The following is a 25,530-nucleotide window of genomic DNA, read 5'->3' as shown; positions in this document are numbered from 1 at the left end:
ATCCTTCCATGGCAAAGCGTATGCTCATCGATGCCACCCACCCGGACGAGACCCGGGTCGTGGTGCTCAGCGGCAAGACGGTCGAGGAATTCGACTACGAAACCGCCAGTAAGGCCCAGATCAAGGGCAACATCTATCTCGCCAAGGTCACCCGCGTCGAACCGTCCCTGCAGGCGGCCTTCATCGACTACGGCGGCAATCGCCACGGCTTCCTGCCGTTCAGCGAGATCCACCCCGACTACTACCGGATTCCGATCGCCGACCGCGAGGCGCTGATCGCCGAGGAGGCGCGGCTGCGCGGCGAGGCCGTCGAGGCCGCCGCCGACGAGGCCGAGGGCTCCGGCAACGGCGCCGAGGCCGACGAGGAGCGCGAGGCCGAGGCCGAGAGCGCCCGGGCCCGGCCGCGCCGGCGCCGCGCCAGCAGGGCCGAGGCCGACGACGAGGCCCAGGTCGGCGACGGCCAGGGCTCGGTCGAGGAGATCGCCCAGGAGACCAACGTCGACACCGTCGGCGGCGAGGAGGTCGAGGACCAGGCCCGCCGCCGCGCCCAGCTGCTGCGCCGCTACAAGATCCAGGAGGTGATCAAGCGCCGCCAGGTCATGCTGGTGCAGGTCACCAAGGAGGAGCGCGGCAACAAGGGCGCGGCGCTGACCACCTATCTGTCGCTGGCCGGCCGCTACTGCGTCCTGATGCCGAACACTGCCAAGGGCGGCGGCATCAGCCGCAAGATCTCCAACGCCGCCGACCGGCGGCGCCTGAAGTCTGTGGTCGGCGAGATGTCGATCCCCGAGGGCATGGCGGTCATCGTGCGCACCGCCGGCAGCGAGCGGACCAAGGCCGAGATCAAGCGCGACTACGAGTACCTGCTGCGCCTGTGGGACGACGTGCGCGGCAAGACCCTGCAGTCGACCGCGCCCTGCCAGATCCACGAGGAAGCCTCGCTGATCAAGCGCGCGATCCGCGACCTCTACGACCGCGACATGGACGACGTCCTGGTCGAGGGTGCGGAGGGCTACAAGGCCGCCAAGGACTTCATGAAGATGCTGATGCCTTCCCACGCGCGGAAGGTGAAGGTCTACGACGATCCGGGCATGCCGCTGTTCCACCGCTACCAGGTGGAGAGCCAGCTCGACGCCATGTACAGCCCGCAGGTCCAGCTGCGCTCCGGCGGCTCGATCGTGCTCAACCCGACCGAGGCGCTGGTCGCCATCGACGTCAACTCGGGCCGCTCGACGCGCGAGCGGCACATCGAGGAGACCGCGCTCAAGACCAACCTCGAGGCCGCCGACGAGGTCGCCCGCCAGCTGCGCCTGCGCGACCTGGCCGGCCTGATCGTCATCGACTTCATCGACATGGAGGAGCCGCGCCACAACCGCGAGGTCGAGCGCCGGCTCAAGGAGGCGATGAAGGTCGACCGGGCGCGCATCCAGCTCGGCCGGATCAGCCCCTTCGGCCTGCTCGAGCTGTCGCGCCAGCGGCTGCGCCCGAGCCTGTTCGAGACGGCGATGACCCACTGCCAGCGCTGCAACGGCACCGGCTACGTCCGGGCGCCGGACGCAGCGGCGCTGGTCGTGCTGCGCGCCCTGACCGAGGAGGGCGTGCGCAAGGGCGGCGGCGAGCTGGAGGTCAAGGTGCCGCTCGAGGTCGCGCTGCACATGCTGAACGAGAAGCGCGCCCACGTCGTCGAGCTGGAGCAGCGCTTCGGCCTGACCGTGCTGGTCCGCGCCGACGACCGCATGGGCCCGGCCGACTTCGAGATCCTGCGCCATTCGACCGAGGCGTCCCCGGTCCACGAGGCGCGGGCCCTGCCCGCCCCCGAGGAGCCCGAAGAGGAGATCGCCGAGGAGGAGGAGGAGGAAGAGGAGCGCGAGGAGCGCACGGCCCGCGAGCCGCGCGAGGGCGAAGAGGGCGGCCGGCGCCGCCCGCGCCGCCGCCGCGGCGGCCGGCGCGACCGCGGCGAGGAGCGCCCGGCGGCCGAGCGGGCCGCAGGCGAGCGGACGACGGGCGAGCGCAGCGAGCTGCCGGAGCCCGCGGACGAGGAGGAAGAGGAAGGCGAGGAGCGCGGCAGCGAGGTCCGTGCCGCCGAGGACGACGACGAGGAGCGCCGCGGCAAGCGTCGCCGGCGCGGCCGGCGCGGCGGCCGGCGCCGCTCGCGGCGGCGTCAGGACGAGCCGGGCGCGGAGGGCCAGGAGACGGCGGCCGCCGGCGCGACCGACGAAGGCCAGCCTGAGGACGGCGACGGCTTCGGCGACATGAGCGAGGAGCGCCCCGAGGTGCCCCCCGAGATGCCCTACGAGGCGCCCGAGGCGCTGCCGGCGGCGGCAGCCGAGGCCGCCCCGGCCGAGAGCCGCAGCGAGCCGGTCGCAGCCGAGCCCGAGACGGCCGAGCCCGCCGCGGATGCCGAGGCCGCGCCGAAGAAGCGGACACGGCGTCCCCGGACCCGCAAGGCGGCCGAGCCCGCGCCCGCCGAGACCGGGGTGGCCGAGGCCACGCCGGCCGAGGGTGCCGCAGCCCAGGCGGAGGGGGCCGAGCCTGCAGCCTCCGAAGCCGCCGCCGAGGAGACGGCCGAGCCGAAGAAGCCGGCACGCCGCCGCCGCAAGACGGCAGCCGGCGACGAGGCCGAGGCGAAGGCCGAGGCCAAGCCCGCGGCGAAGAAGCCGGCGACCCGGAGCCGCCGCAAGCCGAAGGCCGAGGTGGCTGCCGAGGCGCCGGCCGAGGCGGCCGCGCCGAACGGCGCCGCCGAGCCGGCCCCGGCCGCCGAGAGCGCGGCGGCCGGGAGCCCCGCGCCCGAAGCGCCCGCGGAGCCCGAGGCGACGGCAGAGGAGGCCCCGGCGCCTGCGCCGGCCGCCGCCTCGGCCGAGTCCGACCAGCCGCGCCGCAAGGGCTGGTGGAACCGCCTGATGTCGTGACGCGGCCACCGATACGGCCGAGAGACAGCGGCCCCCTCCGACCGGAGGGGGCCGTTGCCGTTTCAGGACGAGCCCGGGATCAGCCGGCGCGCTTCAGCCAGTCGGCCAGACGCTCGGCGGCCAGCGCCATGTCGCGCTCGGGGCCGGCGAAGGACAGGCGGACGGTGCGGTGGCCGCGTTCGGGATCGAAGTCGACGCCGGGCGCGATCGCGATGCCGGTCTCGTCGAGCAGGCGGCGGCAGAAGGCCTGGCTGTCGTTGGTCAGGTGACCGACGTCCGCGTAGAGGTAGAAGGCGCCGTCGGCCGGCGCCAGGCGGTCGAGCCCGGCGGCCGGCAGCCGGTCGAGCAACAGGGCGCGGTTGCGCGCATAGCCGGCGACGTAGCCGTCCAGCTCGTCCGTGCAGTCGAAGGCGACGATGCCGGCGTGCTGCGAGACGGCATGGGCCGAGATGAAGAGGTTCTGCCCCAGGCACTCGACCGGCCGGACCAGCGCCTCCGGCAGCACCAGCCAGCCGAGCCGCCAGCCGGTCATCGAGTAGTACTTCGAGAAGGAGTTGACGACGATCGCCTCGGCGTCCTGCTCCAGGGCGCAGACCGGCCGGCTGCCGTAGCCGATGCCGTGGTAGATCTCGTCCGAGATCAGCCGCACCCCGGCGTCCCGGCACCAGCCGGAGAGCGCCGCCATCTCCGCCGCGCCGAGCATCGTGCCGGTCGGGTTCGAGGGACTGGCGACGATGACGCCGGCCAGCGGCCGCTCCCGCTGCGCGCGCTCCAGCAGCTCCGGGGTCGGCTGGTAGCGCTCGGCCGGCCCGGTCCCGAGCAGCACCGGCTCCAGGTCCAGGGCCGTCAGGATGTTGCGGTAGGCCGGGTAGCCGGGCGCGGCCAGGGCGACCCGGTCGCCGGGATCGAAGGCCGCCAGGAAGGCCAGCAGGAAGCCGCCCGACGAGCCCGGCGTCACCGCGACGCGCGCCGGATCGACCTCGACGCCGTAGCGCTCGGCGTAGTGCCGGGCGATGCGGCCGCGCAGGGCCGGCAGGCCGAAGGCGTCGGTATAGCCGATCGGCTCTTCGTCGATCGCCCGCTTCGCCGCCGCGCGCACGGCCGCCGGCGCCGGCGTGCCCGGCTGGCCGATCTCGAGATGCAGGACCTCCGCGCCGGCCGCCTGGCGCTCGTTGGCGGCGCGCAGCACGTCCATCACGATGAAGGACGCGATGCGCCCGCGGGTGCCGACCTTCAGGGCCATGTCCGGGAACCCGTCCGCGGAGGCTATTCGACGCGCTCGGCCAGGCCGTGGCCGCGCGGATCGGAGACGATGGCGCAGTCGCCGGAGGTGCCGCGCTTCTCGCGGATGCCGTCCGGGCAGTAGAAGGCCTCGACCAGGCTCGGCACACCGAGCGTTTCCGGCTTCTCGCCGGTCGCGCGCAGCGCTTCCAGGCCGGCGCTCGAATAGCCGGCCTCGGCGACCAGCTTGCCGTTCGGCAGCCGGCCGATGCGCGGCAGGTCGACGGCGTCGGGCAGCTTGTAGGTGCCCTCCAGGGTCGGCCGCGCGACCTGGAAGAAGGTGCCCGGCGCCAGGTCGCCGCCCGCGACCGACATCGCCAGGCGCAGCTTGCCGGTGTTCTCGTTGCCGACCAGGGCGGTCACCAGGGTCGGCGCATTGGCCGTGCCCGGCGGCGGCGGGGCGGCGTAGATCAGCTCGTCGCCGCGCGCGACCTTGCCGCTGCCGAAGAAGTCGTTGAGCGTGAAGGAGCAGGCAACGGCGTTGCCGAAGCGGTCGCCGACGACGAAGCCGGCCGAGGGCACCGGCAGGTAGACGGCATTGCCTGTCGGGGTGCCGGACCACAGCGTCTCGGCCGCCTTCTCGGAGATCATCTCCTGTCCCGGCACGCCCTTGATGTCGGTCGCCTTTGGCCAGGCGTTGCGCGCCAGCAGCGCGCGGATCTCGGCCTCGGTGAACAGCACGCCCTGCTTGGAGCCGGCGCCGTCCCAGTCGCGCACCCCGGTCAGCATCTGCCAGAGCTGGCCGGACAGCACGCCGCCGCCCGACGGCAGCGGCGGCAGGTAGAGCACGTCGTCGCCGACCGGCAGGGTCAGCGCCGGGCCGACGCCCGGCACGAAGCCGCGGATCTCGTCGTCGCCGAGGGTGATGCCCTGCTCCCTGGCCTCGCTGGCCAGGCGCTCGGCGACCGCGCCGCTGTGCAGGTAGACGCCGCCGCGCTGGCGGATGCCGCCGAGCAGCGCCGCGATGCCCGGCTGCACCAGCTTCTCGCCCTCGCGCAGCAGGCGGCCGTCGCGCGAGAACAGCGCCGCGAGGTCCGGACGGCGGGCGAGCAGCCGCTCGGCGGCCTTGAGGTCGTTGGCGAAGGCACGGCTGATCGGGTGGCCGAAGCGGGCCAGGTTCTCGGCCGGCGAGACGACCAGCTCCCAGCGCAGCACGCCGCCCTGGGCGTGCAGCACCGCGAGGCCGCGGGCCAGGCCCGGGGCGACGCCGCCGAAGTCGTTGCCGACCGGCGCGAAGGTGACCGCCGTCGCCTTCTTCTTCTGGCCGTCGAAGGCCAGGCAGGCGCCGCCGCCGCCCAGGCCGACCCGCGACGGCAGGGTCACCGCCATGGCGAAGCCCATGCCGACCGCGGCGTCGATCGCCGTGCCGTTGTTGGCCAGGATCTCGCGGCCGACCACCGTGGCGTTGGGCTCGTCGGCGGCGACCAGGCCGGCGAAGCCCTCGACCAGCGCGACCTTGCCGGGCTCGGGCGTCGTGTCGCAGGCGGCCAGCGGCAGGGCCAGTGCGAGTCCCAGCAGGCCCACGAAGCTTTGAGCGGGCGCGCGTTGCAAGCGCGGCCGGCCGCGCCTACCTTCGCCTGTGCAAAGGAGCGATGCGATCTTGCTGAGGAGATTTTCGAACCGTCTGGCGGTCCTCGCCCTCGCCGTGACGCTGGCCGTCTCGTCGGGTGCGCCGGCTTTCGCCGCGCAGATGAAGCTGCTGCGCGACGCCGAGATCGAGAACACCATTCGCACCTTTATCACTCCCATCCTCCAGGCGGCCGGGCTGAACCCTAACACGGTCACCATCTACTTGGTCGAGGACCCGCACCTCAACGCCTTCGCGACCACCGACCAGCGAATCTTCCTGAACAGCGGCTTCCTGATCGCGACCGACGGCCCGGGCGAGGTGATCGGCGTGATCGCCCACGAGGCCGGCCACGTCGCCGGCGGCCACATGAACCGCATGCGCGACGAGATCGCCAACGCGCGGATGACCAGCCTGGCGGCGACGCTGCTCGGCATCGGCGCGGCCCTGCTGACCGGCAATCCGGGGGCGATGCGCGCGGGCGCGACGATCGGCAACGACATCGCGATCAAGAACTACATGTCCTACAGCCAGGGCCAGGAGCACGCCGCCGACCAGGCCGCGGTGACCTTCATGCGCGGCGCCCACGACAATCCCGAGGGCCTGCTCGACTTCATGCGCAAGCTGGAAGGCCAGCGGGTGCTCAACGCGATCCACCAGGACCCCTATCTCTCGACCCATCCGCTGACCGACACCCGCATCAACTTCCTGGAGGAGGCGGTCAAGGAGTCGCCCTACAGGAACAAGCCCTATCCGCCCGAGTGGGTCGAGATGCACGCCCGCATGAAGGCCAAGCTGATCGGCTACCTGGAAGCGCCGGCCGCGGTCGCGCGCGCCTATCCGCCGAGCGACACCAGCCTGCCGGCGCGCTACGCCCGGGCCATCTCGACCTACAAGAACGGCTCGATTCCCGACGCCCTGAAGCAGATCGACGCGCTGATCGCCGAGCGCCCCCAGGACCCCTACTTCCGCGAGCTGAAGGGCCAGGTGCTGCTCGAGACCGGCAAGATTCCCGAGGCGCAGGCCGCCTACCAGAAGTCGGTCGACCTGCTGCCGGAAGAGCCGCAGCTGCGCCTGCAGCTCGCCTTCGTGCAGATCCAGGACAACAGCCCGGCAATGGACAAGGCGGCGCTCGCCAACCTGTCGAAGGTCCTGGCCCACGAGCCCGACGACGCCTCGGCCTGGCGGCTCTCGGCGATCGCCAACGGCCGGCTCGGCAACGACGGCATGGCTGCGCTGTCGATGGCCGAGTACAACTTCGCCCGCGGCAACTGGCGCGACGCCCGCGGCCAGGCCGAGCGGGCCAAGTCGCTGCTCGCCGAGAACTCGACCGGCTGGCTGCGCGCCGCCGACATCGCCGACATCGCCAAACGCAACCAGGACCGGGCCGACAAGCAGTGAACGGCCGGACCATTCCGGGGAGACCGCCCAAGATGCCCTCTCGCTTCCTGCCGCCCGTCGCCCCCGCGCTGGCCGGCGGCCTGATGCTCGCCGCCGCCCTGCTCGCCGGGAGCCTCGGCCTGGCCGCGCCGGCCGCCGCCCAGCAGTCGACGCCGGCGCTCGATCCCGGCCAGAAGGCGGCGATCGAGGGCCTGATCCACGACTACCTGCTGGCTCATCCCGAGGTCATCGTCGAGGCGGTGCAGAAGCTGAAGGAGCGCCAGCAGGCGGCCGACGAGGCGCGCCAGCAGCAGGCCGTGAAGCAGAACCTCGCCGCCCTGCGCGACGATCCGAAGGATCCGGTGCTCGGCAACCCGGACGGCGACATCACGGTCGTCGAGTTCTTCGACTACCAGTGCGGCTACTGCAAGCACGTCGCGCCCGGCCTGCAGCAGGAGGTCAAGGCGGACGGCCGGATCCGCATGGTCATGAAGGAGTTCCCGATCCTCGGCCCGGCCTCGATCGTCGGCGCCAAGGCCGCGCTCGCCGCCAAGCGCCAGGGCAAGTACCAGGCCTTCCACTGGGCGATGATGCAGAACAAGGCGCCGCTCGACGACAAGACGATCTACGCGATCGCCGCCGGCGTCGGCCTGGACCTCGACAAGCTGAAGGCCGACATGGCCGATCCGGCGATCGAGAAGCAGCTGTCCGACAACTACGACCTGGCCGAGAAGCTCGACATCCGCGGCACGCCGGCCTTCGTGATCGGCGACCAGCTGGTTCCCGGCGCCCTGCCGATGGAGCAGTTCCGCCAGATGGTCAAGCAGGCCCGCCAGGGCTGAGCGGGCGCCGCCCGTTGCTCCGGTACGGCGGCGCGTGCTAGCTCTAGCGTCCTTCTAGGGGAAAGCCAGACGCTGCGGAGGACCACTGCCTTGGCGGAGCGCGCGCGGGTCCTTGAGCTCGACCGACCCGACCTGCAAAGGCTGCGGCCGCGCGCCGTCTGCGGCGGGCCCCGGCGCCGGCTCGACAGCACAACGATAGGTTCCCACGCATGACGAAGTTCCCGATCGACGAAGAGGCCCTGCGCACCCTGGCCGGGCTGCTGGAGGAGACAGGCCTCAGCGAGATCGAGGTCGCCGAGGGCGAGCGGCGCCTGCGCGTCGCGCGCCACGCGGCGCCGGTCGTCCAGGCCGCCCTGCCGCCGGCCCAGGCCCTGCCGGTCCAGCCGGCCGCGGCCCTGCCGGCCGCCGGCGCTCCGGCGCCCGCCGCCGGCCCCGCCGAGGGCACGGTCAGCTCGCCGATGGTCGGCACCGCCTACCTGGCGCCGGAGCCGGGCGCCGCGACCTTCGTGTCGGTCGGCGGCCGGGTCGAGAAGGGCCAGACCCTGATGATCATCGAGGCCATGAAGGTGATGAACGCGCTGCCGGCGCCGCACGCCGGGACGGTCAAGGAGATCCTGATCCAGGACGGCCAGCCGGTCGAGTTCGGCGAACCGCTGATGGTCATCGGCTGACGGAGCGGAGCGGCCGATGTTCGAGAAGGTCCTGATCGCCAACCGCGGGGAGATCGCGCTGCGCATCCATCGCGCCTGCCGCGAGATGGGCATCGCGACCGTCGCCGTCCACTCGACCGCCGACGCCGACGCCATGCACGTGCGGCTCGCCGACGAGTCGGTCTGCATCGGCCCGCCGCAGCCGGCCAAGAGCTACCTCAACATGGCGGCGATCCTCTCGGCCGCGACGATCACCGGCGCCGACGCGATCCATCCGGGCGTCGGCTTCCTGTCCGAGAACGCCGACTTCGCTGCGATGGTCGAGGAGCACGGCTACGTCTTCATCGGCCCGAGCCCCGAGCACATCGCCCTGATGGGCGACAAGGTGCGCGCCAAGGAAGCCGCGCGCGAGCTCGGCATCCCGGTGGTGCCCGGCTCGGACGGCGCGGTCGAGGGCGAGGCCCAGGCGCGCAAGGTCGCCGAGCAGGTCGGCTTCCCGCTGCTGATCAAGGCCGCCGCCGGCGGCGGCGGTCGCGGCATGAAGGTCGCCCTGCACGAGGGCGAGCTGATGCAGGCCTATTCGATGGCGCGCGCCGAGGCCAAGGCGGCCTTCGGCAACGACCAGGTCTACATGGAGCGCTATCTCGGCCAGCCGCGGCACATCGAGATGCAGATCCTGGCCGACGGCCAGGGCGGCGTCGTGCACCTGGGCGAGCGCGACTGCTCGATGCAGCGCCGCCACCAGAAGCTGCTCGAGGAGGCGCCCTCGCCGGCGCTCAACGCCGCCGAGCGCGCGCGCATCGGCGAGATCGCGCTCAAGGCCATGCACAGGCTCGGCTACCGCTCGGCCGGCACCCTGGAGTTCCTCTACGAGAACGGCGAGTTCTTCTTCATCGAGATGAACACCCGCCTGCAGGTCGAGCATCCGATCAGCGAGGCGATCACCGGCATCGACCTGGTCCGCGAGCAAATCCGGGTCGCCGCCGGCGCGACCCTGGACATCCGCCAGGAAGACATCAAGATCAACGGCCACGCCATCGAGTGCCGGCTCAACGCCGAGGACCCGACGACCTTCGCGCCCTCGCCCGGCCTGGTCACCGACTACCACCAGGCCGGCGGCCTGGGTGTGCGCGTCGACAGCCACCTCTACGCCGGCTATCGGGTGCCGCCGTACTACGACAGCCTGGTCGCCAAGCTGATCGTCCACGGCAACACCCGCAACGAGTGCCTGATGCGGCTGCGCCGGGCCCTGGAGGAGATGGTGATCGACGGCATCGCGACGACGACGCCGCTGCACCAGAAGCTGATCTCGCAGCCCGATTTCATCGACGGCAACTACGACATCCACTGGCTCGAGCGCTGGATGAAGCAGCAGGCCGAGGGCTGACCGACGGCGGCGGCTCACGCCGCACTGGCGGCGCGGAGCGCGTTCTCCTCAGTCTCCGACGGCAGGGCGAAGTGCTCCTCGACCGCCAGCCAGCGGCCCTCGCGCCGGCGCAGGCAGAGCGTCATCGACAGCCAGCGCGCCGCGGTCTCGACGCCGTCGGCGCTGCGGGCTCCGAAGCGGTGGCGGCAGCGGGCGAAGGCGACGTCGCCGGCCGCCGCGATCTCGGTCTCGCCGACGCGCAGCGTCAGGCCGCCGGGCCGCTCGGCGAGGCTCCGCCGCCAGTGCCGGCGATAGCCTTCCAGGCCCTCGTAGCGGACCTGCAGCAGCGCGTCGAACCAGACGACGTCGGGGGCGCAGTGCGCGACGATGCCCTCCAGGTCGCCGGCGCGCACCGCCCGCGCCCAGTCGTGCAGCAGGCGGCGGATCTCGGCTTCCGGCGTCGGGTCAAAGGGTCCTGGCATGGGGGTCTTCCCTGTCTCGGGTCTGTCGTGCCGGCCCGCCATCAAGGACCTCGGGCCCGGTCGATCCATCCGCTTCTTGCGGTCAACCGCCGCTGATCGCCGTCAGGATGTCGACCTCGCCGCCGGGCGCCAGGGGCGTCGCCAGCGTCGCGCGCCGGCCCTCGACGAAGACGTTGATGTGGCGGCGGATCGCCGGGCGCGAGTCGCGCAGCCGGTCGCCCATGCCGGGCCAGCGGGCGTCGAGCCCGTCGATCAGCTCGCCGACGCTGGCGGCCGGCAGCGCGAGCTCGCGCGGCGCGCCCGGAAACAGCGCGACCAGGGCCGCCGGCAGCCGCACCGTCACCGGCGCCCCGCCGGTCCCCGTCCGTCCGTGGCGGCCCTCGGCCATGGGCTAGCCATCCAGCGCCAGGGTCTCGACCGACAGGATCGCCGGCAGATGCGCCGTGATGCAGCGCCAGCTGTCGCCCTCGTCGGCGCTGGCGTAGAGCTCGCCGCCGCTGGTGCCGAAGTAGACGCCGGCCGGCGCCAGCGGGTCGGTCGCCAGGGCTTGGCGCAGCACCCCGAAGAAGGCGTCCTTCTGAGGCAGCCCCGCGCGCAGGTCCTGCCAGCTGGCGCCGCCGTCGCGGCTGCGCCAGACCGCCGCCTTGCCGTCCGGCACGTAGCGTCCCTTCTGGTCGCCGTTGAGCGGCAGCAGGAACAGCGTCTCGGGGTCGCGCGGATGCGCCGCCGCCGGGAAGCCGAAGGTCGAGGGCAGGCCGGCCTCGATCGAGCGCCACTCCCGGCCGCCGTCGTCGCTGCGATACATGCCACAGTGGTTCTGCTGGTAGAGCCGATCGGGCCGGCCGGCCGCCATGACCAGGCTGTGCACGCACTGGCCGACCTCCGGATAGCGCTGGCCTTCCGGCAGGTAGTCGTTGCGGGTGCCGCGGTTGCGCGGCTCCCAGCTCGCCCCGCCGTCGGCACTGTGGAACACGCCGGCCGCCGAGATCGCGACCCAGAGCCGCTGCGGATCGCCCGGCTGGGTCACGACGTGGTGCAGGATCAGGCCGCCACCGCCGGGATGCCACTCGGCGCGCGAGGGATGCTCGCTGAGGCCGGCGACATGGCTCCAGCTCGCCCCGCCGTCGACGCTGCGGAACAGGCCGGCCGGCTCGACGCCGGCGTAGAGCGCATCGTCGGCGACCGCCAGGCTCCAGACCGACCTGACCGGATCCTGGCCCTCGGCATAGGCGAGGCCGGCGCTGGAGTGGCTCCAGGTCGCGCCCAGGTCCGCCGACTTCCAGACCGCCGGGCCGAACCACTCGTTGCCGCCGCCGGCATAGATCGCCCCGCTTGCCGGATCGGCCAGGACGTGGTTCATCGGCCAGGTCTCGCAGAACGGCCCGCGGAGCCGCCAGTCGCGGCGCCCGGCATCGCTCTCCAGCAGGAAGGCACCCTTCTTCGTGCCGAGCAGCAGCAGCACTCTTCCGGTCATCTCGAGCCTCCTTCGGGCCGCAGCCCCGATGTTCCATAACTTGACATAATAGTTGGTATCAACATATTTTCCTCATGATGGCCGACGACGAAGTCCCTTTCGATGTGACCCTCGAGGTCCGCGACGCCTGCCTCTGCCTGCATGTCCAGCGCGCGGCCCGGGCCCTGGCCCGGCGCTTCGACGAGGCGCTGCGGCCGCTCGAACTGACCAATGGTCAGTTCTCGCTGCTGATGTCGCTCAACCGGCCCAGCCCGCCGACCATGGGCAGCGTCGCCGCCCTGCTGGCGATGGACCGCACGACCCTGACGGCGGCCCTGAAGCCGCTGCAGCGCCGCGGGCTGGTCTCGGTCACGGTCGATCCCGGGGACCGGCGCAGCCGGCGCATGAGCCTGACGCCGGCCGGCAGCGCCCTGCTCGCCCGCGCCGTGCCGATCTGGCGCAGCACCCACGCCGAGGTCGAGGGGCGACTCGCCGGCGGCGACGCCGACCGGCTGCGCGCCGACCTGATCGCGCTGTCCTGATCGCGCTGTCCTGACGCCGGGGGCGCCCGGCCCGCCATGGGGCCGGTCAGCCGGCCTGCTGCGGCAAGGGATGCGCGAAGCTCCAGGCATGGCCGAAAGGATCGACGACCTGGCCGTAGCGCGCGCCCCAGAAGGCGTCCATCGGCGGCATGGTGACCGTCGCGCCGGCCGCGACCGCGCGCTCGACCGCGGCGTCGCAGTCGGGCACCTCGAGATGCAGGGCCAGGGTGGTGCCGCCCAGCTCGGGCGGCGGTGCCTGCCGGATGCCGCCGGCGTTGCCGCAGCCGGCCTCCGGGAAATGGTCGCGGACGAAGAGCCGTCCGCCGTTGACCTGGATCTCGGCATGCAGCAGCCGCCTGCCGTCCTCGGCCGGCACGCGCATCACCTCGGTCGCGCCGAGCGCCTTCTCGTAGAACGCCAGCGCCGCCGGCGCGTCGCCGACGACCAGATGGGGGATCACGCCCTGAGGCTGCTGGGTCATCTCCGTCTCCTCTCCTTCAGTCTTCCTGCCGACCCGCCGTCACCGGCGGCGGTAGCGATTTAGGACTATTATGTTGATATCAACATATAAGCTGCCTGTCAAACCCCTTCTCGGGGCCGCCGGAGAAGACCGGGCCGGCGCTGCGTCGGCGCGGCCGCTTACCCGCTCCGTTCGACTCGGCTATCCTCGCGGTCGATGCGCCTGACGCCCGAACTGCTGCTCCGCGCCTACGCCCTCGGCATCTTTCCCATGGCCGAGAGCCGCGACGATCCGGAAGTGCACTGGATCGATCCGGAGCTGCGCGGCATCCTGCCGCTCGACCAGTTCCACCTGCCGCGCAAGCTGAAGCGCCTGATCCGCCAGGGCCGCTTCCGGGTCACCTGCAACCGGGACTTCCCCGGCGTCATCCGGGCCTGCGCCGAGCGCCGCGACAGCCGGCCGGAGACCTGGATCAACGAGACCATCGAGCAGCTCTACAGCGAGCTGCACCGCATGGGCTTCGCCCATTCGGTCGAGACCTGGCTGGACGATCCCGACGGCGGCCCGCCGCGCCTGGTCGGCGGGCTCTACGGCGTCGCCCTGGGCAGCGCCTTCTTCGGCGAGTCGATGTTCAGCCACGAGCGCGACGCCAGCAAGGTCGCCCTGGCCTTCCTGGTCTTCCTGCTGCGCAAGGGCGGCTTCCAGCTGCTCGACACTCAGTTCACCACGCCGCACCTGCGCCAGTTCGGCGCCGTCGACGTGCCGCGCGACCACTACAAGGCCCTGCTGTCGCGCTCGCTGATGGCCAGCGCCGTCCTGCCGGAGGGCCTGACGGCCGAGGAGCTGGCGGCCGCGCTGGACGGCCTGCCCGGCGAGGGATAGCCCGCTCCCCGCTGCCACGTCCCTCGACAGGCTCGGGACGAAGCAGAGATTTGAGCCTGCTCAGAAGGTCGCTTCGTCCCGAGCCTGTCGAGGGGCGTGGCAGCGCAAGACCACCCTCAGGCCGTCTCGTCGTCGACCGGGTAGGCGGTGGTCGCCTTGATCCGCTCCATGGCGAAGCTCGAGGTCACGTTCTTCAGCGGCGCCGCCTCGATCAGCCGCTTGTAGAAGGCGTCGTAGGCGGCCATGTCGGGCAGCACGACGCGCAGCAGGTAGTCGACCTCGCCGGCCATCCGGTAGAGCTCCATGACCTCCGGCATCGCCGAGACCCGCTCGGCGAAGCGGGCCAGCCAATCGGCCGAGTGGTCGGCCGTCTCGATCGCCACGAAGGCGGTCAGGCCCAGGCCGAGCGCCTGCGGGTCGGCGATCGCGACCCGGCGCTGGATCACGCCGCGCGCCTCCAGGCGCTGGATGCGCTTCCAGCAGGGCGTCGGTGAGAGGTTCACCCGCTTGGCGATCTCGGCGATCGACAGGGTCGCGTCCCGCTGCAGCAGGGCGACGATCTTGCGGTCGGTGAGATCCATCTCCTGGCGCCGCTTCGGGAGATATTTCTCTTCCATGGATCGCCTCGATGACAGTCAAAATCTTCTTCTTTTGATAGACCAATTGACACTCTGCGCAAGCATATAAATCATCAGTTTAACTCTGCTTCAACGGATTCCGGCGATCACTGACGATCTGAACCAACCAAACAGCGAAGTCAGCGCACCTCCGCCGAAACCTAAGAAGAAGATAATATATAATATAGGCAATACATGATCACGCCGCACGACACCCGCCGGGAGGGCCGGACCTGATGGCCAAGCCGAACCAGCCGCCCCTGCCCTCGATCCTGATCGCCAACGACCTGCTGGACGGCGAGGTGCTGTTCCGCACGGTCTCCGGCTGGTCGCCGGCGGTCGCCGACGCGCTCGTCGCCGAGGACCTCGCGACGGCCCGGCAGCTCGAGGCCGAGGCTGCGGCCGCGACCCGGCGCCAGGAAGTCGTCGACGCCTATCTGGTGGAGATCGCGCGCGATGCCGCCGGCCGGCCGGTGCCGACCCACTACCGCGAGCGGATCAAGACCCTGGGGCCGAGCCACCGGCCCGACCTCGGAAAGCAGGCCGCCGAAGCCCCGGCGGCAGGAAGGTAAGGCATGTACCGTTACGACGAGTTCGACGAACGCTTCGTGCGCGAGCGCGTGGCGCAGTTCCGCGACCAGGTCGCCCGGCGCCTCGACGGCTCGCTGACCGAGGAGGAGTTCAAGCCGCTGCGCCTGCGCAACGGCGTCTACCTGCAGCTCCACGCCTACATGCTGCGCATCGCCGTGCCCTACGGCACGCTGAGCGGCCGCCAGCTGCGCCAGCTCGCCCTGATCGCCGAGCGCTACGACCGCGGCTACGGCCACTTCACGACGCGCCAGAACATCCAGTTCAACTGGCCGAAGCTGCGCGACGTGCCGGCGATCCTGGACCTGCTCGCCGACGTCGAGATGCACTGCATCCAGACCTCGGGCAACTGCATCCGCAACGTCACCGCCGACCACTTCGCCGGCGTCGCCGCCGACGAGGTCGAGGATCCGCGGCCGACCGCCGAGCTGATCCGCCAGTGGTCCACCAACCATCCGGAGTTCTGCTACCTGCCGCGCAAGTTCAAGGTCGCGGTGACCGGCGCCGAGGAGGACCGCGCGGCGATCGGCGTCCACGACGTCGGCCTGCGCCTCCTGCGCCATCCGGAGACCGGCGCGCTCGGCTACCGGGTGCTGGTCGGCGGCGGCCTGGGCCGCACGCCGATCGTTGGCAAGGTGGTGCGGGAGTTCCTGCCGAAGGCCGAGCTGCTCGCCTATCTCGAGGCGGTCATGCGCGTCTACAACGCCGAGGGACGGCGCGACAACAAGTACAAGGCGCGGGTCAAGATCCTGGTCCACGAGCTCGGCGAGGAAGAGTTCGCGCGCCGGGTCGAGGCCGAGTTCGCCCAGCTCGACGGACCCTCGATCAACGCCGACCCGGAGGAGGTCGCGCGCATCGCCGCCTACTTCGCGCCGCCGGCCTACGAGAGCCTGCCGGCCCGCTCGGCGCGCCTCGAGGCGGCCAAGGCGACGAACCCGGCGCTCGCCGGCTTCGTCACGACCAACGTCTTCCCGCACCGGGTGCCTGGCTACGCCGCGGTCACTGTCTCGCTGAAGCTGATCGGCGGCGCGCCGGGCGACGCGACTGCGGAGCAGATGCGCGCCGTGGCGGACCTCGCCGAGCGCTACTCCTTCGACGAGCTGCGCGTCTCGCACCACCAGAACCTGGTGCTGCCGCACGTCCGCCAGGACGACCTGCCGGCGGTCTTCGCGGCCCTGGCCGCCGCCGGCCTCGCCACCGCCAACGTCGGCCTGGTCACCGACATCATCGCCTGCCCGGGCCTGGACTACTGCGCCCTGGCCACGGCCCGCTCGATCCCGATCGCCCAGTCGGTCGCCGAGCGCTTCCGCGATCCCGTGCGCCAGCAGGAGATCGGCCCGCTCAACATCAAGATCTCGGGCTGCATCAACGCCTGCGGCCACCACCACGTCGGCCACATCGGCATCCTCGGCCTGGAGAAGAACGGCATCGAGAACTACCAGATCACGCTGGGCGGCGACGCCAGCGAGAAGACGGCGCTCGGCGAGCGGCTCGGCCCGGGCATCGCCGCCGAGGAGGTGCCGGAGGCCATCGAGCGGCTGGTCGAGGTCTACCTCGCGGCGCGCGGCGCGGGCGAGAGCTTCATCGACACGACCCGGCGGATCGGCCTGGAGCCCTTCAAGGCGGCCTTCCAGTCCTTCGCCCGCAAGGAGGTCCAGGATGCCGCTGCTTGATCGCCACGGCTGGCGCGACGACCCCTTCGAGCGCCTGGAGAACGGCCTGGTGGCGGCGGCCGGCAGCGTCCTCGTGCCCTGGGCCGTGGTCGCGGAGGCACTGGCCAGCCGGCGGCCCGGCCAGGCGCTCGGCGTCGAGGTCGCCAACGATCTCGACCCGGCCGCGCTGAGGCCGCAGCTGGCCGGTCTCGACCTGGTCTCGATCGTCTTCCCGTCCTATGCCGACGGCCGCGGCTTCAGCCTGGCGCGGCGCCTGCGCCGGCTCGGCTTCGAGCGGCGCCTGCGCGCCCGCGGGCCGCTGATCGCCGACCAGCTGGCCGACGCCCTGGCCTGCGGCTTCGACGAGATCGAGCTGGACGAGGCGAGCGCCGGGCGCCAGCCGATCGAGCAGTGGCTGCGCGCCGCCGAGGCCTTCACCGCCAACTACCAGCGCGGCTACGCCACGACGGAGAGCATCCTCGAGCGGCGCCGCGCCCGCCGCAACGCCCCGGACCGGGAGACCGCCGGTGCCTTTTGATCCGCGGAGCCCGAGCCCGGTCGAGCGCCTGCAGCAGGAGCTGCCCGCCCTCGATCCCGCCGGCCGCCTGGCGCTGCTGCGGCGCAGCGTCGAGGGCCCGATCGTCTTCACCACGAGCCTCGGGCTGGAGGACCAGGCGATCGCCCACCTGATCTTCACCGCCGGCCTCGCCATCGAGGTCGCGACCCTCGACACCGGCCGCCTGTTCCCCGAGACCTACGCGCTCTGGGCCGAGACCGAGGCGCGCTACGGCAGGCGCATCCGCGCCTTCTATCCGCGCCAGGAGGCGGTCGAGGCGCTGGTCGCCGACCAGGGCATCGACGGCTTCTACCATGCTATCGAGGCCCGCAAGGCCTGCTGCCACGTCCGCAAGGTCGAGCCGCTGGGCCGGGCGCTGAAGGGCGCCTCGGCCTGGGTCACCGGCCTGCGCGCCGAGCAGTCGGCGCACCGCGGCGGGCTGGAGCTGGCGACCTGGGACCAGGGCCACGGCCTGATCAAGGTCAGCCCGCTGTTCGACTGGAGCCGCGAGGCGGTCGCCGCCTTCGTCGAGCGCGAGGGCGTGCCGGTCAACCCGCTGCACGCCCGGGGCTTCCCCTCGATCGGCTGCGCGCCCTGCACCCGTGCCGTCGCGCCCGGCGAGCCGGAGCGCGCCGGGCGCTGGTGGTGGGAGAGCGAGGGCCGGGACGGGGCGGGCAGCGAGTGCGGCCTGCACCTGACGCCGGACGGCCGCCTGGTGCGCGCGGCCCGAGGGGCGCCGAGAGGAGAAGCGGTATCGTGACCAGTCTCAGCCATCTCAAGCGGCTCGAGGCCGAGTCGATCTTCATCATCCGCGAGGTCGCCGCGACCTGCGACAACCCGGTGCTGCTCTACTCGATCGGCAAGGATTCCGAGGTGCTGCTGCACCTCGCGCGCAAGGCCTTCTTCCCGCGGCCCCTGCCCTTCCCGCTGCTCCACGTCGACACGACCTGGAAGTTCCGCGAGATGATCGAGTTCCGCGAGCGCCGGCGCCGCGAGCTCGGCTTCGAGCTGATCGTGCACACCAACCAGCAGGGCCGGGCGGCCGGCGTCGACCCCTTCGCGTCGGGCTCGCGCCACTACACCGACGTCATGAAGACCCAGGCGCTGAAGCAGGCGCTCGACAAGCACCGCTTCGACGCGGCCTTCGGCGGCGCGCGCCGCGACGAGGAGCGCAGCCGGGCCAAGGAGCGGGTCTTCTCGCTGCGCGACGCCAACCACCGCTGGGACCCCAAGGGCCAGCGCCCGGAGCCCTGGCGGCTGTTCAACACCCGCAAGCGGCCGGGCGAGTCCTTCCGCGTCTTCCCGCTGTCGAACTGGACCGAGCTCGACGTCTGGCACTACATCCGCGCCGAGGGCCTGCCGGTCGTGCCGCTCTACTTCGCGGCGCCCCGCCCGGTCGTGCACCGCGACGGCACGATGATCATGCGCGACGACGAGCGCCTGAGGCTTCAGCCCGGCGAGATGATCGAGACCCGGATGGTCCGCTTCCGCACCCTCGGCTGCTACCCCCTGACCGGGGCGGTCGACAGCACCGCCAGCGACCTCGACGGCATCATCGAGGAGATGGTCCTGTCGCGCAGCTCCGAGCGCCAGGGCCGCCTGATCGACCGCGACGCCAACGCCTCCATGGAAGCCAAGAAGCGCGAGGGCTATTTCTGATGACCCAGGCCCTGTGCGAAGCCACCGCCCGCCGCCGCGAGGCGTCAGAAGAGGCCCTCGTCCCCGGAGCGGCGCTCGCCGAGCGCGGCCTGCTGCGCTTCATCACCTGCGGCTCGGTCGACGACGGCAAGTCGACGCTGATCGGCCGGCTGCTGCTCGAGGCCGGGCTGGTGCCCGACGACCAGCTCGCCGAGGCCGAGCGGGAGTCGAAGCGCTACGGCACGCTGGGCGGCGCGCTCGATCCGGCCCTGCTGGTCGACGGCCTGGCCGCCGAGCGCGAGCAGGGCATCACCATCGACGTCGCCTACCGCTACTTCTCGACCCCGCGGCGCGCCTTCATCGTCGCCGACACGCCGGGCCACGAGCAGTACACCCGCAACATGGCGACCGGCGCCTCGAGCGCCGAGCTGGCGATCATCCTGGTCGACGCCCGCAAGGGCCTGCTGCCGCAGACCCGGCGCCACTCCTTCATCGTCGCCCTGTCCGGCATCCGCCACGTCGTGGTCGCGGTCAACAAGATGGACCTCGTCGACTTCGACCGGGCGACCTTCCAGCGCCTGGAGGCCGAGTACCGCGGCCTGGTCCGCGACCTCGGCTTCGCCGGCATCACCGTGATCCCGGTCTCCGCGCGGCGCGGCGACAACGTCGTCGCGCGCTCGTCGGCCATGCCCTGGTACCGGGGCCCGGCGCTGCTCGACTTCCTGGAGACGGTCGAGACCGAGGCCGCGGCCGGGGAGCGGCCCGGCTTCCTGCTGCCGGTCCAGTGGGTCAATCGCGCCGGCGCCGAGTTCCGCGGCTACAGCGGCACCGTCGCCGCCGGCCGGCTGGCCCCCGGCGACGAGGTCGTCGTGCTGCCCGCGGGCCGGCGCTCGCGGATCGAGCGGATCGTCACGGCCGACGGCGACCTGGCGGCCGCCGGCGGCGGCGAGGCCGTGACCGTCACCCTGGCCGACGAGCTCGACATCTCGCGCGGCGACCTGCTGGCCGACCCGGCCCAGGCCCCGCAGCCGCGCCACGAGGCCTCGGCGCGGCTGCTCTGGACCGGCGAGGCGAGCCGGCTCAGGCCCGGCGACCGCTATCTCCTGCTGCTCGGCACCGCCGAGGCCGAGGCGACGGTGACCCGGCTCGACGCGGCGCTCGACCTCGAAAGCTTCGAGCCGCAGGCCGCCGCCGGCCTCGCCATGAACGAGATCGGCTGGGTCGGGCTGCGCTTCGACCGGCCGCTGGTCGCGACCCGCTTCGACGACTGCCGCACGCTCGGCAGCTTCATCCTGGTCGACCGCGCCAGCAACGAAACGGTGGCGCTCGGCTTCGTCGACGACGCCGGGGAGGCGCCGGAGCAGGAAGCCGAGGCGACGGCCCCGGCCGCGCTCGCCGGGCAGCGGCCGCGCCTGGTCGACGCGAGCTGGCACCTGACGAGCGCGCTCGCCGTCGGCCTGGTCACGCTGGCGGTCACCGGCAGCGCGCCCTGGGGCCTCGCGGCCGCCGGCGCGGACCTGGCGCTGCGCCCGCTGCTGCAGCGCCTGCACGCGGGCCTGGCCGAGCTCCTGCTGGCCGCCGCCGGGCGGGAGAAGGCCTCGTGAGCCTGCTGCCGCTGCCCTCCCGCCGCGCCGAGCGCCGGCGCGGCGCGCCGCCCGCCGCGCGCGGCATCGAGGCCCTGGCCAGCCTGCCGCTGTTCCACCGGCTGGCGGGCCGACGCGCGCTGGTCGCGGGCGGCAGCCGCGGCGCGCTCTGGAAGGCCGAGCTGCTGGCCGCCGCCGGCGCCGATGTGACGGTCGCGGCCGGCGACGCCGAGGCGGCGGGCGGCTTCGCCGCCCTCGCCGCGAACCCGCCGGCCGGCCGCGTGCTCGTGCTGGCACGGCCCTGGCAGCCGGGCGACCTGACGGGCGCCGCGATCGCCGTCGCCGACCTGGAGGAGAGCGAGGCGCCGGCCTTCGCCGAGGCGGCCCGGACCGCCGGGGTGCCGGTCAACCTGGTCGACCGGCCGGCGCTCTCCGACTTCCAGTTCGGCGCCATCGTCAACCGCTCGCCGCTGGTGCTCGCGATCTCTACCGACGGCGCGGCACCGGTCTTCGCCCAGGCCCTGCGCGCCCGCCTGGAGGCCTTCCTGCCGCGCGGCCTCGCGGCCTGGGCCGAGGCGGCCCGGCGCTGGCGGCCGGCGGTGCAGCGGCGCGCCCTGCCCTTCGCCGAGCGCCGGCGCTTCTGGGAGGCCTTCTCGGACCTGGCCTGGCGCGAGGGCGAACGCGCGCCGCGGGAGGCCGACCGAGCCGCCCTGCTGAGGCGCCTGTCGGCCGCGACGGCCGAGCCGGCGACGGCGGGCAGCCGGATCCTGCTGCTCGGCGCCGGGCCCGGCGATCCCGAGCTCCTGACCCTGAAGGCGCAGCGTGCCCTGCAGGCGGCCAGCCTCGTCGTCTACGAAAGCGGCGTGGCGCCGGCGGTGCTGGAGCTGTCACGCCGCGAGGCCCGGCGCCTGGAAGGCCCGGAAGACGCCGCCGGCTGGCACGCGCTCGGCCGCGCGCTGGCGGCCGAGGCCGGGCGGGGCGGCCAGGTCGCGGTGCTGCTGCGGGGCGACGGCCTGCGTTTCGGCGCGGACCGCGTGGCGGCCCTGGAAGCCGCGGGTCTGACGGTGGAGTTCGCGCCGGGCGTCGCCGGAACGCCGGACCGGGCGGCGGCCGGCCTCAGGGTCGCCTGACCGCGGACCGGCCGGGTCAGGACGCCGCGCGACGCTTGTCGTTCCAGTCGGCGTCGTCGATCAGGGTGTCGTCGGCCTCGGTCGGCTCCTCGACCAGCGGGCCGTCCTCGTCCTGCTCGTCGTCGAAGGCTTCCACCTCCATCGTCGGCGGCTCGGGCACGACCTCCTCGGCCGCGACCGGCTCTTCGGCGGCCGCGGCCGCGTCGGTGACTTCGGGAGCAGCCTCGGGCTCGGCTTCGGCCACCGGCTCGGCTTCGGCCACCGGCTCGGCTTCGGCCACCGGCTCGGCTTCGGCCACCGGCTCGTCCTCGGCGGTCGCCGCCGCCTCGAGCTCGTCGTCCGGCGCCTCGACCTGGCGACGGATGCGCTCCAGGAGGGCCCGGGCCTCGTCGGCCGCCTCGGCCCGCATCTCCTCGGCCTCGCTGGCGAGCTCCTGCTCGACCGCGCAGCCAGCGGCGAGCCGCTCGGTGAAGTCGTCGGCCTCGAGCAGGTCCTCGTCGAGCGCCTCGCCCGTCGCCTCGGTCATCGCCGCCTCATCGCCCTCCGCCTCATCGCCCTCCGCCGCGTCGCTCTCCACCGTGTCGCTCTCCACCGTGTCGCTGGCGCCCTGCTCGGACACGATCTCGTCCGGGAAGGCCTCGCCGGCCGCGCATTCCCCGGAAGCAGCCTCCTCGGAAGCGGCCGCTTCGGCCGGCTCCGCCTGCAGGGCGACGGCCTCGGCCGGCTGCTCGTCCGCCGCCCCGTCGGCCATCCCGTCGCCCGCCTCGGACTCGTCGCGCGCGGCGTGGAAGCCGCCGATGCGCGCCTCCAGGGCATAGATCGCGTCGGCGAAGCGGCTGCGGCTGCCGGCCTCGACGGCCTCGAGCAGGCCGGCGAGCAGCGCGCGCAGCTCTTCCTTCTCCGCCTCGACCGCGGCGAGGCGCGCCTCGGCGCGCTCCTTGTCGCGGCGCGCGTCCAGGCTCTTGGTCTCGAGCGCGGCGACCAGGGAGACCAGCTTGGCGTGACGGCCCTGCTCCTCGGCCTCCCGCTCGGACAGAACGCGCGTCGCGCGCTCCACGCGGCCCTTCAGCTCGTCGAGATCATCCATCGGCTCGGCTCCCGAATTCCGACTCCGAAGCTAGGGCGGAATTGTTAGCCTTTTACTAAAGATTACGGAAAGCGTCACCCTTTCGGGGCGGCCCCGCCCTGCGGAATTCCCCGATCGCCCCCGCCCGCGGCCCCGCCGCCCGCATCCTGGCCGGCCGCATCCTGGCCGGCCGCATCCTGGCCGGCCGCATCCTGGCCGGCCGCGTTGCCGGCCGGCAGGCAGTCGAGCACCCAGACGTCGTAGACCGGATGCTCCAGGCCGTTGACCGCGGGCGAGGAGGCGTACATCCAGCCCGAGAAGATCGCCTTGTCGCCGCTCTGGGTGCTGTCGGAGATCTCCAGGTAGGCGGCGGATTCCGGCGTCAGCTCCGGCGGGTTCTTCCAGCAGGCGCGGACCCGGATGGTCAGGCTGCCGAAAGTGACCGGCTGGTCGACGGGCGCCCGGAAGGTCGAGATGCGCGCCGTCACCTTGTCGAGCCCCTGCAGCTGGGCGATCGGATAGGCGACGGCCGCCTCCATGCGCTCGGGCCCGATGCTCGGCACGACGGCGGCATTGCCGTCCTGCTGGACTTCCGTCCGGCTGTCCGGCTGGCTTTCCTGGGCAAGGACGGGCCCCGGCCAAGCCGCCGGCAGGACCAGCATCAAGGCCCCGGCGAGCAGGACCGAGGGCACCGCCCGACGGCGGGACGACAGGCTCATCGGCCGCCCTTGCCGTAGGGATTGACGAGGCCGTCGACCATCCCGTGCAGGAAGGCGCGGATCTGCGCTTCGGTGGCTCCCATCAAGAGTCCATCCTCCAAGGCGTCCTGGGCCAGATCGCGAATCTCGGCGAGATTCTCGTTCATGACCTTGATCTTCTCGCGGCAGGACAGCGGCGTGCCGTCGGGCCCGCGCCAGGTCGGGAAGTCTTCGTCGGCGTCCAGGTCGGTCATGGCTCTGGGTTTAGTGCGCCGGGCCGCGCCCCGCAAGGGCGCCAGGGGCCGCTGGCTGCCGTCGCCCCCTGGCCTATCCCGTATCTTGGGCTAGGTTAGGCCCGTCGCAAGCGACACCCCCGACGAGCCGATTCCAGGAGACGCCGATGAAAGAGCAGATCGATCTCGCCTACGCCCAGGTCATGGCCGTGATCGCGACCTACGGCCTCAGCGTGCTGGCCGCCATCGGCATCCTGGTCGTCGGCCTGATCCTGGCCGGCTGGGCCGGCCGTTCGACGGAGCGCGCGCTCGGCCGCATCCGCCACGTCGACGCGACGCTGCGCGGCTTCATCGGCAGCCTCGTCAAGTACGTCGTCCTGGCCGTGACGATCCTCGCCGTGCTCTCGCAGTTCGGCGTCCAGACCGCCAGCCTGCTCGCCATCTTCGGCGCGGTCGGCCTGGCCGTCGGCCTGGCCCTGCAGGGCACCCTGTCCAACCTCGCCGCCGGCGTCATGCTGATGATGTTCCGGCCGTTCCGGGCCGGCGACTACATCGTCTCCGGCAGCCTCTCGGGGACGGTCAAGAACATCACGCTCTTCACCACCGAGCTGGCGACGCCGGACAACGTCCAGGTCATCGCCCCGAACAACGACCTCTGGGGCACGCCGATCACCAACTACTCGGTCTACACGACCCGGCGGCTCGACCTGACCGTCGGCATCGGCTACGGCGACGACATCGGCAAGGCGCGCGACACGCTGACCGCCCTGATGCAGGCCGACGGCCGGGTCCATGCCGACCCGGCGCCCCAGGTCCTGGTCGCGAACCTCGGCGACAGCGCCGTCGAGCTGATCCTGCGCCTCTGGTGCGACGCCGGCGACTACTGGGCCGTGAAGTGGGACCTGACCCGCGGCATCAAGGAGAGCCTGGACGCCGCCGGCATCGAGATCCCCTTCCCGCAGCGCACCGTGCACACCGTCGCCCCGGCGGCCGCTGCGGAATAGGATTCGCGCCGTCGGGGAATCCGCTAGACTTCCTGCACCGGCATGTCTCGAGGGCGGAGAGCCATGAAGATCATCCAGGAATTCCAGAAGTTCGCGGTCAAGGGCAATGCCATCGACCTCGCGGTCGGCGTCATCATCGGCGCCGCCTTCGGCAAGATCGTCACCTCCCTGGTCAACGACCTGATCATGCCGCCGCTCGGCCTGCTGATCGGCGGCATCGACTTCTCGAACTTCTTCTTCACGCTGAGCGGCGGCCACTTCGACACGCTGGAGGCGGCCAAGGCGGCGGGCGCCACGACGCTGAACTACGGCCTGTTCATCAACACTGTGGTGCAGTTCCTGATCGTCGCCTGGGCGATCTTCATCGTCGTGCGGCAGATCAACAAGCTGGAGCGCAAGAAGGACGACCCGGCCTCGCCGGTCCAGCCGCCGCGCCAGGAGGTGCTGCTGGCCGAGATCCGCGACCTCCTGAAGGAAAAGGCCTAGCAGGCTGCGGAAATAGGAGCGATTTTCCGCGCCGGCGGGCTCAGATCGGGGCTGTCGGCGAGGGGATGTGGGCCGTTGCGCCGGTTTCGCGGTCGTCTTCTGGGGTTTCGGCCCGCTTCGGACGGACTCCTGGCGCGATCAGGTCGCGCCGAGCAGCTTGGGCAGCCTGACCAGGTTGTAGGCGGCGACGGACAGGGTGAACATCCAGCCGACGCGCGCGAGGCCGCGATGGCGGGTCTTGCGCAGGCCGCCGGTGGTCTTGATCCAGCCGAAGGCCTCTTCGATGCGCTTACGCAGGCGCTGGCTGACGGCATAGCCGGGGTGGCGGGTCGTGCGTCCGTCGACGGCCGAGCGCCGCCGCTTGCCGGTCTTGGTCAGGTGGTCGTCGCGAGCGATGTGCGGCGTCACCCGGCGGCGGCGCAGTTCGCCCACGAAAGCGGCGACGTCGTAGGCCTTGTCGGCGCC

General features: G+C 72.5%; 27 protein-coding genes. 16 read left to right on the top strand and 11 right to left on the bottom strand.

All coding sequences use genetic code 11. The annotated features are described in order from the left end of the window. Window positions 1-8: 8 nt before the first annotated feature. On the top strand, window positions 9-2,909 hold the full coding sequence (locus B9O00_RS24525; RefSeq protein ID WP_085125375.1) for an Rne/Rng family ribonuclease: 2,901 nt from the start codon (window positions 9-11) through the stop codon (window positions 2,907-2,909). Window positions 2,910-2,988: 79 nt separating this feature from the next. On the opposite strand, the gene B9O00_RS24520 is transcribed toward B9O00_RS24525, so the two are convergent. Together B9O00_RS24520 and B9O00_RS24515 are read right to left on the bottom strand one after the other, a co-directional pair. After that, window positions 2,989-4,152, bottom strand: coding sequence for a pyridoxal phosphate-dependent aminotransferase (locus B9O00_RS24520; RefSeq protein ID WP_085125374.1), 1,164 nt, complete (start codon window positions 4,150-4,152; stop codon window positions 2,989-2,991). Between the two features lie 23 nt (window positions 4,153-4,175). Beyond that, window positions 4,176-5,714, bottom strand: a complete 1,539-nt coding sequence (locus B9O00_RS24515; protein WP_085125373.1) for a gamma-glutamyltransferase — start codon at window positions 5,712-5,714, stop codon at window positions 4,176-4,178. 76 nt (window positions 5,715-5,790) lie between these two features. On the opposite strand from B9O00_RS24515, the gene B9O00_RS24510 reads away from it, so the two are divergent. From B9O00_RS24510 to accC, 4 genes are all read left to right on the top strand, one after another. Then, the gene (locus tag B9O00_RS24510; RefSeq protein ID WP_085125372.1) at window positions 5,791-7,158 is read left to right on the top strand and encodes a M48 family metalloprotease; all 1,368 of its coding nucleotides are present in this window, start codon (window positions 5,791-5,793) and stop codon (window positions 7,156-7,158) included. Window positions 7,159-7,190: 32 nt separating this feature from the next. Then, window positions 7,191-7,979, top strand: a complete 789-nt coding sequence (locus B9O00_RS24505; protein WP_085125371.1) for a DsbA family protein — start codon at window positions 7,191-7,193, stop codon at window positions 7,977-7,979. Between the two features lie 209 nt (window positions 7,980-8,188). Continuing rightward, complete coding sequence (gene accB, locus B9O00_RS24500; protein ID WP_085125370.1) at window positions 8,189-8,650, top strand: acetyl-CoA carboxylase biotin carboxyl carrier protein; 462 nt, start codon at window positions 8,189-8,191, stop codon at window positions 8,648-8,650. Between the two features lie 16 nt (window positions 8,651-8,666). Beyond that, window positions 8,667-10,016, top strand: a complete 1,350-nt coding sequence (accC, locus tag B9O00_RS24495; protein WP_085125369.1) for an acetyl-CoA carboxylase biotin carboxylase subunit — start codon at window positions 8,667-8,669, stop codon at window positions 10,014-10,016. 14 nt (window positions 10,017-10,030) lie between these two features. Here the strand turns inward: accC and B9O00_RS24490 are convergent, their stop codons facing one another. From B9O00_RS24490 to B9O00_RS24480, 3 genes are all read right to left on the bottom strand, one after another. Then, entirely contained in the window at window positions 10,031-10,477 is a 447-nt protein-coding gene (locus B9O00_RS24490; RefSeq protein ID WP_159460319.1) for a YybH family protein, read from the bottom strand. An 82-nt stretch (window positions 10,478-10,559) separates the two neighbouring features. Continuing rightward, window positions 10,560-10,865, bottom strand: a complete 306-nt coding sequence (locus B9O00_RS24485) for a MoaD/ThiS family protein (RefSeq protein WP_085125367.1) — start codon at window positions 10,863-10,865, stop codon at window positions 10,560-10,562. A gap of 3 nt (window positions 10,866-10,868) precedes the next feature. Next, entirely contained in the window at window positions 10,869-11,951 is a 1,083-nt protein-coding gene (locus tag B9O00_RS24480; RefSeq protein WP_085125366.1) for a WD40/YVTN/BNR-like repeat-containing protein, read from the bottom strand. A 104-nt stretch (window positions 11,952-12,055) separates the two neighbouring features. On the opposite strand from B9O00_RS24480, the gene B9O00_RS24475 reads away from it, so the two are divergent. Beyond that, on the top strand, window positions 12,056-12,472 hold the full coding sequence (locus B9O00_RS24475; protein ID WP_367575469.1) for a MarR family winged helix-turn-helix transcriptional regulator: 417 nt from the start codon (window positions 12,056-12,058) through the stop codon (window positions 12,470-12,472). Window positions 12,473-12,518: 46 nt separating this feature from the next. Here B9O00_RS24475 and B9O00_RS24470 read toward each other — a convergent pair whose 3' ends face one another. After that, window positions 12,519-12,953, bottom strand: a complete 435-nt coding sequence (locus B9O00_RS24470; protein WP_085125364.1) for a VOC family protein — start codon at window positions 12,951-12,953, stop codon at window positions 12,519-12,521. 195 nt (window positions 12,954-13,148) lie between these two features. Here B9O00_RS24470 and aat point away from each other — a divergent pair, with 195 nt between their 5' ends. Next, the gene (gene aat / locus B9O00_RS24465; RefSeq protein ID WP_085125363.1) at window positions 13,149-13,814 is read left to right on the top strand and encodes a leucyl/phenylalanyl-tRNA--protein transferase; all 666 of its coding nucleotides are present in this window, start codon (window positions 13,149-13,151) and stop codon (window positions 13,812-13,814) included. Window positions 13,815-13,930: 116 nt separating this feature from the next. Here the strand turns inward: aat and B9O00_RS24460 are convergent, their stop codons facing one another. After that, complete coding sequence (locus B9O00_RS24460; RefSeq protein ID WP_322111218.1) at window positions 13,931-14,431, bottom strand: Lrp/AsnC family transcriptional regulator; 501 nt, start codon at window positions 14,429-14,431, stop codon at window positions 13,931-13,933. Between the two features lie 236 nt (window positions 14,432-14,667). On the opposite strand from B9O00_RS24460, the gene B9O00_RS33905 reads away from it, so the two are divergent. Genes B9O00_RS33905 through B9O00_RS33180 form a run of 7 tightly spaced genes read left to right on the top strand, consistent with a single transcriptional unit; the run spans window position 14,668 to window position 21,578 of the window. Continuing rightward, window positions 14,668-15,003: a DUF2849 domain-containing protein gene (locus B9O00_RS33905; RefSeq protein WP_085125362.1), complete on the top strand. Its 336-nt coding sequence runs from the start codon at window positions 14,668-14,670 to the stop codon at window positions 15,001-15,003. Between the two features lie 3 nt (window positions 15,004-15,006). After that, window positions 15,007-16,692, top strand: coding sequence for a nitrite/sulfite reductase (locus tag B9O00_RS24450; protein WP_085125361.1), 1,686 nt, complete (start codon window positions 15,007-15,009; stop codon window positions 16,690-16,692). Further along, window positions 16,679-17,209, top strand: a complete 531-nt coding sequence (locus B9O00_RS24445) for a DUF934 domain-containing protein (protein WP_085125360.1) — start codon at window positions 16,679-16,681, stop codon at window positions 17,207-17,209. The genes B9O00_RS24450 and B9O00_RS24445 overlap by 14 nt, the downstream gene beginning before the upstream one ends. Then, a complete protein-coding gene (locus tag B9O00_RS24440; RefSeq protein ID WP_085125359.1) occupies window positions 17,199-17,987 on the top strand; it encodes a phosphoadenylyl-sulfate reductase in 789 nt (262 codons plus the stop codon). Before B9O00_RS24445 ends, B9O00_RS24440 begins: the two co-directional genes overlap by 11 nt. Continuing rightward, complete coding sequence (cysD, locus tag B9O00_RS24435) at window positions 17,981-18,886, top strand: sulfate adenylyltransferase subunit CysD (protein WP_085125443.1); 906 nt, start codon at window positions 17,981-17,983, stop codon at window positions 18,884-18,886. The genes B9O00_RS24440 and cysD overlap by 7 nt, the downstream gene beginning before the upstream one ends. Next, entirely contained in the window at window positions 18,886-20,469 is a 1,584-nt protein-coding gene (locus B9O00_RS24430; protein WP_085125358.1) for a sulfate adenylyltransferase subunit 1, read from the top strand. Before cysD ends, B9O00_RS24430 begins: the two co-directional genes overlap by 1 nt. Further along, window positions 20,466-21,578 carry a siroheme synthase gene (locus tag B9O00_RS33180; RefSeq protein ID WP_159460318.1) on the top strand — a complete coding sequence of 371 codons (1,113 nt, stop codon included), beginning with the start codon at window positions 20,466-20,468 and terminating at the stop codon, window positions 21,576-21,578. Before B9O00_RS24430 ends, B9O00_RS33180 begins: the two co-directional genes overlap by 4 nt. A 16-nt stretch (window positions 21,579-21,594) precedes the next feature. On the opposite strand, the gene B9O00_RS24420 is transcribed toward B9O00_RS33180, so the two are convergent. The 3 genes from B9O00_RS24420 to B9O00_RS24410 all read right to left on the bottom strand — a co-directional run bounded on the left by B9O00_RS24420 (window position 21,595) and on the right by B9O00_RS24410 (window position 23,596). Further along, window positions 21,595-22,665 carry a hypothetical protein gene (locus B9O00_RS24420; protein WP_085125357.1) on the bottom strand — a complete coding sequence of 357 codons (1,071 nt, stop codon included), beginning with the start codon at window positions 22,663-22,665 and terminating at the stop codon, window positions 21,595-21,597. A gap of 74 nt (window positions 22,666-22,739) precedes the next feature. Beyond that, window positions 22,740-23,363 carry a DUF2155 domain-containing protein gene (locus B9O00_RS24415; protein WP_218822935.1) on the bottom strand — a complete coding sequence of 208 codons (624 nt, stop codon included), beginning with the start codon at window positions 23,361-23,363 and terminating at the stop codon, window positions 22,740-22,742. Further along, window positions 23,360-23,596 carry a hypothetical protein gene (locus B9O00_RS24410; RefSeq protein ID WP_085125356.1) on the bottom strand — a complete coding sequence of 79 codons (237 nt, stop codon included), beginning with the start codon at window positions 23,594-23,596 and terminating at the stop codon, window positions 23,360-23,362. Before B9O00_RS24410 ends, B9O00_RS24415 begins: the two co-directional genes overlap by 4 nt. 146 nt (window positions 23,597-23,742) lie before the next feature. Here B9O00_RS24410 and B9O00_RS24405 point away from each other — a divergent pair, with 146 nt between their 5' ends. Together B9O00_RS24405 and mscL are read left to right on the top strand one after the other, a co-directional pair. Continuing rightward, complete coding sequence (locus tag B9O00_RS24405) at window positions 23,743-24,579, top strand: mechanosensitive ion channel family protein (RefSeq protein WP_085125355.1); 837 nt, start codon at window positions 23,743-23,745, stop codon at window positions 24,577-24,579. A 63-nt stretch (window positions 24,580-24,642) separates the two neighbouring features. Next, window positions 24,643-25,065: a large conductance mechanosensitive channel protein MscL gene (mscL, locus tag B9O00_RS24400; RefSeq protein ID WP_085125354.1), complete on the top strand. Its 423-nt coding sequence runs from the start codon at window positions 24,643-24,645 to the stop codon at window positions 25,063-25,065. Window positions 25,066-25,203: 138 nt separating this feature from the next. On the opposite strand, the gene B9O00_RS24395 is transcribed toward mscL, so the two are convergent. Further along, window positions 25,204-25,530 (bottom strand): transposase (locus B9O00_RS24395; protein WP_143596338.1); only part of this gene is annotated, 327 nt, incomplete at its 5' end.

It is taken from the genome of Tistlia consotensis USBA 355 (assembly GCF_900177295.1).
Lineage (GTDB): Bacteria > Pseudomonadota > Alphaproteobacteria > Kiloniellales > DSM-21159 > Tistlia > Tistlia consotensis.
The sequence above is the reverse complement of the archived record's forward strand: the minus strand, read 5'-3'. Positions and strand labels throughout refer to the sequence as shown.

Coding starts and splice junctions, on each gene's coding strand:
- B9O00_RS24450 (WP_085125361.1), top strand. CDS start 15,007: ATGTACCGTTACGACGAGTTCGACGAACGCTTCGTGCGCGAGCGCGTG.
- B9O00_RS24485 (WP_085125367.1), bottom strand. CDS start 10,865: ATGGCCGAGGGCCGCCACGGACGGACGGGGACCGGCGGGGCGCCGGTG.
- B9O00_RS24470 (WP_085125364.1), bottom strand. CDS start 12,953: ATGACCCAGCAGCCTCAGGGCGTGATCCCCCATCTGGTCGTCGGCGAC.
- B9O00_RS24415 (WP_218822935.1), bottom strand. CDS start 23,363: ATGAGCCTGTCGTCCCGCCGTCGGGCGGTGCCCTCGGTCCTGCTCGCC.
- B9O00_RS24490 (WP_159460319.1), bottom strand. CDS start 10,477: ATGCCAGGACCCTTTGACCCGACGCCGGAAGCCGAGATCCGCCGCCTG.
- B9O00_RS24430 (WP_085125358.1), top strand. CDS start 18,886: ATGACCCAGGCCCTGTGCGAAGCCACCGCCCGCCGCCGCGAGGCGTCA.
- B9O00_RS24460 (WP_322111218.1), bottom strand. CDS start 14,431: ATGGAAGAGAAATATCTCCCGAAGCGGCGCCAGGAGATGGATCTCACC.
- aat (WP_085125363.1), top strand. CDS start 13,149: ATGCGCCTGACGCCCGAACTGCTGCTCCGCGCCTACGCCCTCGGCATC.
- mscL (WP_085125354.1), top strand. CDS start 24,643: ATGAAGATCATCCAGGAATTCCAGAAGTTCGCGGTCAAGGGCAATGCC.
- B9O00_RS24480 (WP_085125366.1), bottom strand. CDS start 11,951: ATGACCGGAAGAGTGCTGCTGCTGCTCGGCACGAAGAAGGGTGCCTTC.
- B9O00_RS33905 (WP_085125362.1), top strand. CDS start 14,668: ATGGCCAAGCCGAACCAGCCGCCCCTGCCCTCGATCCTGATCGCCAAC.
- accC (WP_085125369.1), top strand. CDS start 8,667: ATGTTCGAGAAGGTCCTGATCGCCAACCGCGGGGAGATCGCGCTGCGC.
- B9O00_RS24520 (WP_085125374.1), bottom strand. CDS start 4,152: ATGGCCCTGAAGGTCGGCACCCGCGGGCGCATCGCGTCCTTCATCGTG.
- B9O00_RS24405 (WP_085125355.1), top strand. CDS start 23,743: ATGAAAGAGCAGATCGATCTCGCCTACGCCCAGGTCATGGCCGTGATC.
- B9O00_RS24445 (WP_085125360.1), top strand. CDS start 16,679: ATGCCGCTGCTTGATCGCCACGGCTGGCGCGACGACCCCTTCGAGCGC.
- B9O00_RS24505 (WP_085125371.1), top strand. CDS start 7,191: ATGCCCTCTCGCTTCCTGCCGCCCGTCGCCCCCGCGCTGGCCGGCGGC.
- B9O00_RS24525 (WP_085125375.1), top strand. CDS start 9: ATGGCAAAGCGTATGCTCATCGATGCCACCCACCCGGACGAGACCCGG.
- B9O00_RS24420 (WP_085125357.1), bottom strand. CDS start 22,665: ATGGATGATCTCGACGAGCTGAAGGGCCGCGTGGAGCGCGCGACGCGC.
- accB (WP_085125370.1), top strand. CDS start 8,189: ATGACGAAGTTCCCGATCGACGAAGAGGCCCTGCGCACCCTGGCCGGG.
- B9O00_RS24410 (WP_085125356.1), bottom strand. CDS start 23,596: ATGACCGACCTGGACGCCGACGAAGACTTCCCGACCTGGCGCGGGCCC.